Annotated in this window: 9 protein-coding genes; 4 read left to right on the forward strand and 5 right to left on the reverse strand. The window is 74.6% G+C overall.

Annotation, left to right across the window (positions count from 1 at the left end; translation table 11 throughout):
- Nucleotides 1-74: 74 nt before the first annotated feature.
- The gene (locus VF468_12185; protein HEX5879056.1) at nt 75-287 is read right to left on the reverse strand and encodes a hypothetical protein; all 213 of its coding nucleotides are present in this window, start codon (nt 285-287) and stop codon (nt 75-77) included.
- A gap of 2 nt (nt 288-289) precedes the next feature.
- On the opposite strand from VF468_12185, the gene VF468_12190 reads away from it, so the two are divergent.
- The 4 genes from VF468_12190 (at nt 290) to VF468_12205 (ending at nt 3,091) form a co-directional block, all read left to right on the forward strand.
- On the forward strand, nt 290-1,024 hold the full coding sequence (locus tag VF468_12190) for a LuxR C-terminal-related transcriptional regulator (GenBank protein ID HEX5879057.1): 735 nt from the start codon (nt 290-292) through the stop codon (nt 1,022-1,024).
- A 108-nt stretch (nt 1,025-1,132) separates the two neighbouring features.
- Nucleotides 1,133-1,954 carry a class I SAM-dependent methyltransferase gene (locus VF468_12195; protein ID HEX5879058.1) on the forward strand — a complete coding sequence of 274 codons (822 nt, stop codon included), beginning with the start codon at nt 1,133-1,135 and terminating at the stop codon, nt 1,952-1,954.
- Nucleotides 1,955-2,030: 76 nt separating this feature from the next.
- Nucleotides 2,031-2,288 (forward strand): hypothetical protein, encoded by a 258-nt coding sequence (locus VF468_12200; GenBank protein HEX5879059.1) that lies wholly within the window; start codon nt 2,031-2,033, stop codon nt 2,286-2,288.
- Nucleotides 2,289-2,344: 56 nt separating this feature from the next.
- Nucleotides 2,345-3,091: an SDR family NAD(P)-dependent oxidoreductase gene (locus VF468_12205; GenBank protein ID HEX5879060.1), complete on the forward strand. Its 747-nt coding sequence runs from the start codon at nt 2,345-2,347 to the stop codon at nt 3,089-3,091.
- Nucleotides 3,092-3,097: 6 nt separating this feature from the next.
- Here the strand turns inward: VF468_12205 and VF468_12210 are convergent, their stop codons facing one another.
- From VF468_12210 to VF468_12225, 4 genes are all read right to left on the reverse strand, one after another.
- Entirely contained in the window at nt 3,098-6,295 is a 3,198-nt protein-coding gene (locus VF468_12210; protein HEX5879061.1) for an adenylate/guanylate cyclase domain-containing protein, read from the reverse strand.
- 58 nt (nt 6,296-6,353) lie between these two features.
- Complete coding sequence (locus VF468_12215; GenBank protein ID HEX5879062.1) at nt 6,354-6,860, reverse strand: hypothetical protein; 507 nt, start codon at nt 6,858-6,860, stop codon at nt 6,354-6,356.
- A gap of 71 nt (nt 6,861-6,931) precedes the next feature.
- Complete coding sequence (locus tag VF468_12220) at nt 6,932-7,552, reverse strand: hypothetical protein (GenBank protein HEX5879063.1); 621 nt, start codon at nt 7,550-7,552, stop codon at nt 6,932-6,934.
- Nucleotides 7,553-7,677: 125 nt separating this feature from the next.
- Nucleotides 7,678-8,509 (reverse strand): SDR family oxidoreductase (locus VF468_12225; protein ID HEX5879064.1); only part of this gene is annotated, 832 nt, incomplete at its 5' end.

An 8,509-nucleotide genomic window follows, 5' to 3' on the forward strand; every position in this document is an offset into this window, starting at 1 on the left:
ACGTCGTGCCCTCGACCGTTGGGCGGCTGCGGACGGTGCTGGCCGAGCTGCTGCTCGACGAGAACGACCTGACGTCAGCGTGGCCGCTGGCGACCGAAGGGCTGGCCGCCCCGCGCGAGTTCGGGAACGCGCCGCCGCTGGTGCTGCTCGCGAGCCTTCCCCTGGTCCGGCTGCATCTGGCCCAGGGCGACCCGGCCGCGGCGGGAGCCGTGCTGGCCGAGGTCCGGCCGCTCGTCGAGCACGGGCCGTTCGCGATGGTGGCGCTGCTGCTGGAGGCGCCGAGGCACGGGTGCGCCTCGCCCTGGGTGACGGAGCCGCCGCGGTCGCCTGGGCCGCCGCCGTCGCCTGGCCCGTCCCGGTCAAGCCGACGGCGCTGGCGGACGTGCTCCGGTTCGGCGCCGCCGGCGTCGAGGCCGCGGGCGTCACGCCGGCGCGGGTCCTGGTCGCCCAGGGGAGGGCCACCGGCGACGCCGCCCTGCTCCGGCAGGCCGAGCGCGCCCTGGAGGCCGCCTGGCAGCCGGCGGAGGGCCACGGGCTGGGCTGGCTGCGGCTCAGGGTCCTGATCCTGCGGGCGCTGCTCGCCGACGCCCAGGGCGACCGTGAGGCGGCGCGCGGGTGGCTGGCGGCGGCGGTCGCCGCGGCCGAGCCGGAGGGCGTCATCCGCCCCTTCCTCGACGAGGGCGAGCCCATGGCCGCGCTCCTGGCCGACCTGGGCGCGGCGGCCCGGGAGGGGCGCGGGCCGGCGGGCGGCGTGTCACCGGCCTTCCTGGGCACCGTGCTCGCCGCCTTCCCCGGCCGGGAGCCCGGGCGGCACCGGACCGGGCTCGTCCAGCCGTTGACTGAGCGGGAGCTGGAGGTCCTGCCGCTGCTGGCGGCCGGGCGCTCCAACGCCGAGCTGGCGGCTGAGCTGTTCGTGGAGCAGAGCACGGTCAAGACCCACCTGATCCACCTGTACAGCAAGCTTGGCGTCCACAGCCGCACCCAGGCGGTGGCCCGCGCCCACGCGCTCGGGCTGCTGGACTGACCCCGGCCGCAGGTTCCACCCCTGGTCTCCACCCTCTGGTGGACGCGCCCCACCGGCCACGCCGCCAAGCTGACGACGACACCGTCCCACACGAGAGGGGTCGAACCAATGGCCACCACGCTTCCGACCTTCACACCGCTCGAGGAGAGCCTGTGGCTGACGCTGTACGCCCGGGCCCTCGACCACCGCCGGCCCCACTCCATCCTCGGCGACGCCACGGCCGACCAGATCGTCCGCACCGTCGACTACGACTTCGGCCAGCTCCGCGTCGACACCAACCTCATCCTCAGCGCCGCCCTCCGGGCCAAGAAGCTGGACCAGGTGGCCTCGGACTTCCTGGCCCGCCACCCGGACGCGGTCGGGCTCGACCTGGGCGCCGGGTTCGACACCCGATTCGAGCGCCTGGCCCCGCCGGCCACCGTGGACTGGTACGACGTCGACTTCCCCGCGGTCGCCGCCGCCCGCCGGCGCCTGATCCCCGAGCACCCCAACGCCCACGTCATCGGCGCCGACGTGACCGACCCGGACTGGCTGGACGCCGTCCCCAGCGACCGGCCGGCCATCATCGTGGCCGACGGGCTGATGGGGTTCCACACCCAGGACGAGCTGGTGTCGCTCTGGAACCGGCTCATCAGCCACTTCCCCAGCGGCGAGATCGTCCTCAACAGCTACACCCGCTTCGCCATCTGGATCGCCCACCACGCCCGCGGCACCAAGTCGGTCGCCGACCTGGTCAAGTTCCCCGGCATGGACGACCCCCGCGCACCCGAAGCCTGGAACCCGAAGCTGCAGCTGGTCCGGGAGATCGTGCTCAGCCGGGAACCCGAGGTCGCCGAGTTTCCACCGGGCTGGCGCCGGTTCCACCGGCTGGCCGCCCACAGCACAGCCGTGTCCCGGATGGGAACGATCGTCCTGCACTACCGCTTCTAACAAGCTTGCGCCCCGGCCAGCGGGACCGGCTGGCCGGGGCGCGAACCATCCCGCAAGCCGGCCCAGGTGACACACCATGAGCACACCAGCGCAACCGCCTGCCAGCTACCGCATCCGCATCCGCGGCCACCTCGACCCGGCCTGGTCGACCTGGTTCGACGACCTGACCGTCACCCAGGCCGATGACGGCACCACCGAGCTGGCCGGCCCGCTGGTCGACCAGGCGGCGCTCTTCGGGCTCCTGGCCCGGCTCCGCGACCTTGGCGCGACCCTGCTGCTGGTCGAGCACCTGACGTGGGACGCCCGTGAGCAGTACCGCGCTGGGCGCCGTTGACCGATGGCCGGGGCCGTACATAGCCTGCGTCGGCAGCCGTTCGAACAGGGGAGGCCATGGGCAGGTTCGACGATCGGGTCGCCATCGTGACGGGTGCCGGTTCGGGCACGGGTGCCGCCATCGCCGCCCGGCTGGCGGAGGAGGGGGCCAGCGTCGTCCGCACCGATCTGGACGGGGCCGTGGAGGCCGCTCCGCGGCTCGGGGAGCGCGGCCGCGCCGTCCGGCTCGACGTCGCCGATGCCGGCAGTGTCGGCCGCCTGCTGGCTGAGGTGCGCGAGGCCTACGGCCGCCTGGACGCCCTGTTCAACTGCGCCGGGGTCGATGGGATGGTCCGGCCGCTGGCCGAGCTGTCAGAGGAGAACTTCGAGCTCGTCGTGCGGGTCAACCTCAAGGGCCCGTTCCTGATGATGAAGCATGCGATCCCGCTCATGGTCGAGGGCGGCGGCGGCGCCGTCGTGAACGTCTCGGCCACGTTGGCGCTCGCCGCCGCGCCCGGCTTCGCGCACTACGGGGCGGCCAAGGCCGGGCTGCTGCAGCTCACCAGGACGGCGGCGCTGGAGTACGGCCCGAGCGGTGTGCGCGTGAACGCGGTCTGCCCGAGCGTGATCGACACCCCGACGTTCCGGGCGACCACGGCCGGCATGCCCCAGGGAGTCCTCGACGGCCTGCTCGCGCGGCAGGGGATCCGCCGGCTCGCCCGCGCCGAGGAGGTGGCCGCCGCGGCCGTCTTCCTGGCGAGCGACGATGCTTCCTATCTGACCGGCGTCGTCCTGCCGGCCGACGGCGGCTACCTGGCCGGCTGAGCGGACCTAGCGCAGTTCGCCGAGCAGGGTGCTGGCCAGCGACGATGACGCGAGGTCGCCCTTGCGCTCGGCCACGGCCAGGGCGTCCTGGGCGGCCTGCCGCGCCTCGGCGGGCCGGTTCCCGAGCAGCAGCACGCGCGCCAGCGTGAGCAGCATCGAGGTCTGGACGAGGGGGCATTGGGTGGCCGCGGCCAGCTTGGCCGCCTCCCTGGCCAGCCGCTCGGCGTCGCTGGTCGATCCCTTGCGGGCCAGCACCCTGGCCTGGGCCATGCGCCATGCGCCCTGGGCGGCCACGTCCTCGCTGTCGGCGGCGGCCACCTCGGCGATCTGGCTCAGCTGCTCGGCCTCCTCGTCGCGGCCCCCGAGGGCAGAGATCGCCTCGGCGAGCAGCGCCGCGTGGATCACCAGGGTCCCGCCCTTCTCGCCGATCCGGGCGAACGTCTCGTAGGCGGGGCGAAGCACCCGCTCGGCGTCGCCCGGTCGCCCGGCCAGGAGATAGGTCCAGGCGCTGAACTCGACCCGCCCGACCTTCCAGAGCTTGCCGGTGAGCTCGTCGCGGATCGCGTCCGCCCGCGCCAGCAGGCGCTCGGCCTCGTCGAAGCGCTCCAGCATCGCGGAGCACAGCGCCAGGCTGTCCAGCACCATCATGGTCGGCCGCGGCGCCCCGCCGAGCTCGGCGAGGATGCCCTCGCAGCGCTCGACCGCCTCCCCGGCCGGCGTCGGCCCCAGGCTCAGGCTGGCGGAGATCCCCGCCAGAATGCGCGTCTCTGTCCGTCGATCCCCCGCCCGGCGGGCGTGGGCGACGATGCCCTCCCCGACCCGTTCCAGCTCCGCCCATTGCAGCCGGCGGTTGTAGACGTGGGCGATGACCCGCCAGCTGTGGGCCAGGCCAACCCGGTCGCCGGACTGCTCGAACAGCGCGATCGCCCGGCCGGCTTCCAGCTCCGCCTGCTCGGTCCAGCCTCGCGGCCTCGTCACCTCGCCCAGGTAGAGCAGGGCGATCCTGCCCCGGGCGGCCAGGAGGGGGTCGCCGGCCCGCTGGGCGCCGTCGACCGCCTCGGTGAGGACCTCGTGGGCTCGTCGCCACTCGCCCGCCTCGGCGAGCGCGTCGCCCAGATCGAGCAGCGACCCGACCCGGTCCGGGTCGCCGGTTGGGAGCAGGTCGAGTGCGCGGGAGAGCAGGTTCACGGCCGCGGGCGGGTCGTCGCGGCCCATCGCCCGCCGCCCGCCGCTGGCGAGTCGCGTGGCGCCCCGCCTGGCCAGCTCCACCTCCCGGGGACCGACCCGTCCGAGCTGCTCGAGATATCGGTAGGCCTGCTCGAAGTGGTGGCCGGCGATCTCGTCGTGCTCGGGCAGCGCCACCCGGTCGTCACGCCCGAGCCAGCCGGCCAGGCGCTCGTGCAGTTCGGCGCGGCGGCGTTTGGGCAGCGCCTCATACGTCACGTCGCGGATCAGGAGGTGGCGGAAGCGGAACTCCCAGGGTCCGGCGGCGTCGGCGTCGCCGGCGCCGCCCGCTCCCTCGGCCCGGATCAGCTGTCTGCGGGCCAGCATGGCCAGGTGTGGCCCGATTCCTGGCCGCGCGGGCGCTGGCGACAGCGCGGCGACCGCCTGCCGGTCGAACACCTGGCCGATGACGCTCGCCCGCTCCAGGACGGCCCGCTCCTCGGCCTCGAGCCGATCCAGGCGGGCCGCCAGCAGCGCGGACACCCCGGCCGGGATGGGGACGTGGGCCAGATCGGCGGTGGCCTCCCAGCGGTCGTGGGAGCGGACGAGCAAGCTCTGGTCGATCAGCTCGGCGATGAGCTCCTCGATGAACAGCGGGTTGCCGCCGGCGGCCCTGGCGATGCTGCCTGCCGTCCTGGTCGAGACGCCGGCACCGCCGAGGAGGTTGCGGATCAGCCGGGCGCACTCGTCCTCGCCGAGCGGCTCGAGCGTCATCACGGCGACCTCAGGGCTGGTGGCCCCCCAGTCTGGGCGGTCGTCGAGCAGCTCGGGCCGGGCCATGCCGACGATCAGGATGGGAGCGTCCCTGGCCGAGCGGGCCACCTGCTCCAGGAGGTCCAGCAGGGCGGGCTGGGCCCAGTGGAGGTCGTCGACGACGACGATCAGCGGCCGGCCACGAGCCAGCACCTCGAACAGCCGCCGGACCGCCCACGGGACCTCCTCACGGGAGGCGGTCTGTCCAGCCGTCCCCGCCATGCCCGCCAGCCCCTCGACCACGAAGGCGGCGTGCTCCTCGCCCTGCAGCAGGTCGCGGAGCCCGGCCTGGCCGCTCGCCGTCGCGGCCTGGCGGATCACCTCGGCGATCGGCAGGAAGGTGAGGCCCTCCCCGTACTCGACGCAGCGGCCGCGCAGGACCGTCACCTGTCCCTCCACGGTCGCGAGGAACTCCTGGACCAGGCGGGACTTCCCAACCCCGGCCGGGCCCAGCACGAGTGCCAGGTGGCAGGCGCGTCCGGCCACGGCGGTCCGCAGGGCGCGGTCCAGCAGCCCGAGCTCCACGCTCCGGCCGACCATCGGCGCTTCCAGGTGGCGGGCGTGTCCCAGGGTGTCCGGCCGGACGCCGAGCAGCCGGAAGGCCGCCACCGGTTGGCCCTTGCCCTTCAGCGCCAGTGGCGCCACCGGTTCGACCGTCGCCGCGTCGCGGACGAGCCGCCAGGTCCGCTCGCCGATGAGGACCTGGCCGGGGGCGGCCGCCTGCTCGAGCCGAGCCGCCACGTTGACCGCGTCACCGACGACGACCTCCTGCCCCTGGACCGCGTCGCCGACCACCACCTCCCCGGTGTTCACGCCGGTCCGCAGGGCAAGGCGCACGCCCCACGCCGCCTCGAGCTCGCCGTTCAGCTCGGCCAGCGCCTCGGCCAGCTCCGCGGCGCCGCGCACCGCCCGCAACGCGTCGTCCTCGTGCAGCCGGGGGATGCCGTAGACCGCCATCACGGCGTCCCCGATGAACTTGGTGACGGTGCCGCCATGACGGGCGAGCACCTCGGCGGCGCGGTCGTAGAACCGGGTCATCACCTCCCGGAGCGACTCAGGGTCGAGCCGCTCACCGAGCGGCGTGAACCCCACGAGATCGCTGAAGACCACCGTGACCGTTTTGCGTACCTCCCGGCCCACGCCGGAGGCGGCGAGGGGGGACCCGCAGGCAAGACAGAACCGGGCCCGCGCCGGATTGTCCTCGCCACACCGCCCACAGATCGGCATGCCGAGAAGCGTAGGAGGCGGGCCTGGCCATGGCCACCCTCCCGGCCGCCGTGAAGGATCAGGGATAGCCGCCGCCGGCCGCCTTCTCCTGGACCAGCGCGCCGTCGGCGGTGAGGACGAACCACACGTCGCCCACGCCCTGGCCGTTGGTGTCGCCGGGCTTGGCGTCGCCGGCGAAGTAGTAGAGGGGCCGGCCGTCGTAGGTCACCTGGGAGGTGCCGTTGGGTTGCATGCTGGTGGACAGCAGCGAGGCCTGGGCGCCGGTGCCGGCGGTGGCGGTGCCGGTGAGGGCCGGCCAGTTGGTGGCGCACTCGCCGCTGCAGGCCGACTGGTCGCCCTTGTCCTTGGTGAAGGCGTACAGGGTGCGGCCCTCGGCGTCGACCAGGATCTCGCCGAGCCTGCTGCTGGCGACGGCGACGGTGGCGCCGCTCGCCTCCTGGGCCGCGGTGGTCTCCGGGGCCGCCGGCGCCGCGGTCCCGGACGCCCCGTCGTCGTCGCCGCCGCACGCCGCCAGGGCGACGGCGAGCGCCGCCAGGAGCGCTGCGCGGGTGAATGCCTTCCTCATCACGGGCCCTCCCGGGAGGTCGTCGGTGCTGCATGGAGAACCCGCGGCCGGGGGCGATGGTTCCCCTGGGCTCAGGAGGCGACGTCGACGACCACGCGGACCGGGTCGCGCAGCTCGAGCACGCGGAACCCGGCCCGGTGGTCGAGCCCGATGCCGAGCCGGACCAGCCCTTCCCAGTCCTCGGCCAGCCCGATCTGCTTCACCTGGGCCAGGCCGGGGGTGAACCTGTCGGGCACGGTCTGGGTGCCGGGCCGGTGGTCGTCGCTGGCCGAGCCCTGGAAGGTCGCCTGGACCAGCGCCCCGCCCTGCAGGGTCAGGAACTCGTCGTCGGACTCGCCGAGGGTGATCTCACCGACGTACTCGATGCGGTAGCCGGGAACCCGGGTGCCCTCGAACTGGAACACCACCCGGTCGTAGCCCGGGTGGGCGGCGGCGCGGACGGCCGTGAGCTTCGCCGACGGCCCGTCCGGGGGCTCCCTGCGGCCAGGGCCCGTCTTCGCCTCCGTGGTCCACGCCGGCGCGCCGGTGGTCGTGGTCGAGGCCGGCGCCGTGGTGGTGGTCGCGGGCGCCCGGGAGGTGGCCGTCGTCCCCGGACCCGCCCGGTCATCCGAGCCGGACCGGTCACAGGCGCCGAGGGCCAGCAGCGTCAGGACGAGCAGCCCGGGAACCAGCCGGGCCGGTCGAGGAGCCATCGCCCAATCCGATCATGCGCGGGTCCGGGGAACGGTGCTGTCCCCCACCGATCATCTTGCACCGATCGCGGCGCCAGCGTGCGTCGTCCCAGGTGGCCATGGCCGACACCATCGCCGCGGCGGGGCTATCTCGCCGGGACCGCGCCGCAGGTCAGGTTCACGCCGGTGGCGGTCATGGCCGCGGCGTGGTCGGAGGCCAGGAACGCCGCCGCCCTGCCGACCTCGGCCAGGGACGCCAGCCGGTCCAGCTCCGTGGAGCGCCGCATCCAGCCGATCAGCTCGGGACGTGTCATGGCGCTCCCGGTGCCGTAGGCGGGGAACCGCTCGACGGTGGCGTCGAGGGCCTCGGGGAGGCCGGTCGTCTGGACCCAGACGACGCGGACGCCGTGGCGGCCCAGCTCGCAGGCCCACTGGCGGCACTGGCTCTCGATGGCGTCGAAGGTGACCCCGGTCCCGCCCACCTCGGGGATCGACAGCCGGCCGGTGGTCGCCGTGATGGCCATGATCACGCCCGACCCCCGCCGGGCCATATGGCGGGCGGCCGCCCTGGTGGTGAGGAACTGCGTGCGCATGGCGGTCACGATCGGCCGGGCGAAGTCCTCCAGCGACATCTCGAGCAGCGGGGCACCGTGGACGTCGCCGTGGCCGATGGCGTTGAAGGACACGTCGATGCCGCCGGCCCGCTCGGCAACGGCGTCGGCGTGCTCGTCGACGGCCCGTTCGTCGAGGGCGTCGACCCGCGCCGTCTCGACCTCAGCGCCCTCGCCGGAGAGCTCCCGGGCCACCTCGTCGAGGGTGGCGAGGGTGCGGCCGGCGAGGAAGACCCTCGCGCCCTCGCTGGCGAAGGCGCGGGCCACGGCGCGGCCGACCGACCCGGCGCCCCCGTAGACCACGGCGTTCTTGTGCTCGAGCAGCACCTTCGTCCTCCTTGGTGTCGAGTGCCGGACCGGGGATGGG

The organism is Actinomycetota bacterium, assembly GCA_036280995.1.
GTDB lineage: Bacteria > Actinomycetota > CALGFH01 > CALGFH01 > CALGFH01 > CALGFH01.

What these genes read in the sequence shown, in the direction of transcription:
- VF468_12220 (HEX5879063.1), bottom strand. Translation starts at nt 7,552, where the DNA reads ATGGCTCCTCGACCGGCCCGGCTGGTTCCCGGGCTGCTCGTCCTGACG.
- VF468_12215 (HEX5879062.1), bottom strand. Translation starts at nt 6,860, where the DNA reads ATGAGGAAGGCATTCACCCGCGCAGCGCTCCTGGCGGCGCTCGCCGTC.
- VF468_12200 (HEX5879059.1), top strand. Translation starts at nt 2,031, where the DNA reads ATGAGCACACCAGCGCAACCGCCTGCCAGCTACCGCATCCGCATCCGC.
- VF468_12205 (HEX5879060.1), top strand. Translation starts at nt 2,345, where the DNA reads ATGGGCAGGTTCGACGATCGGGTCGCCATCGTGACGGGTGCCGGTTCG.
- VF468_12195 (HEX5879058.1), top strand. Translation starts at nt 1,133, where the DNA reads ATGGCCACCACGCTTCCGACCTTCACACCGCTCGAGGAGAGCCTGTGG.
- VF468_12210 (HEX5879061.1), bottom strand. Translation starts at nt 6,295, where the DNA reads ATGCCGATCTGTGGGCGGTGTGGCGAGGACAATCCGGCGCGGGCCCGG.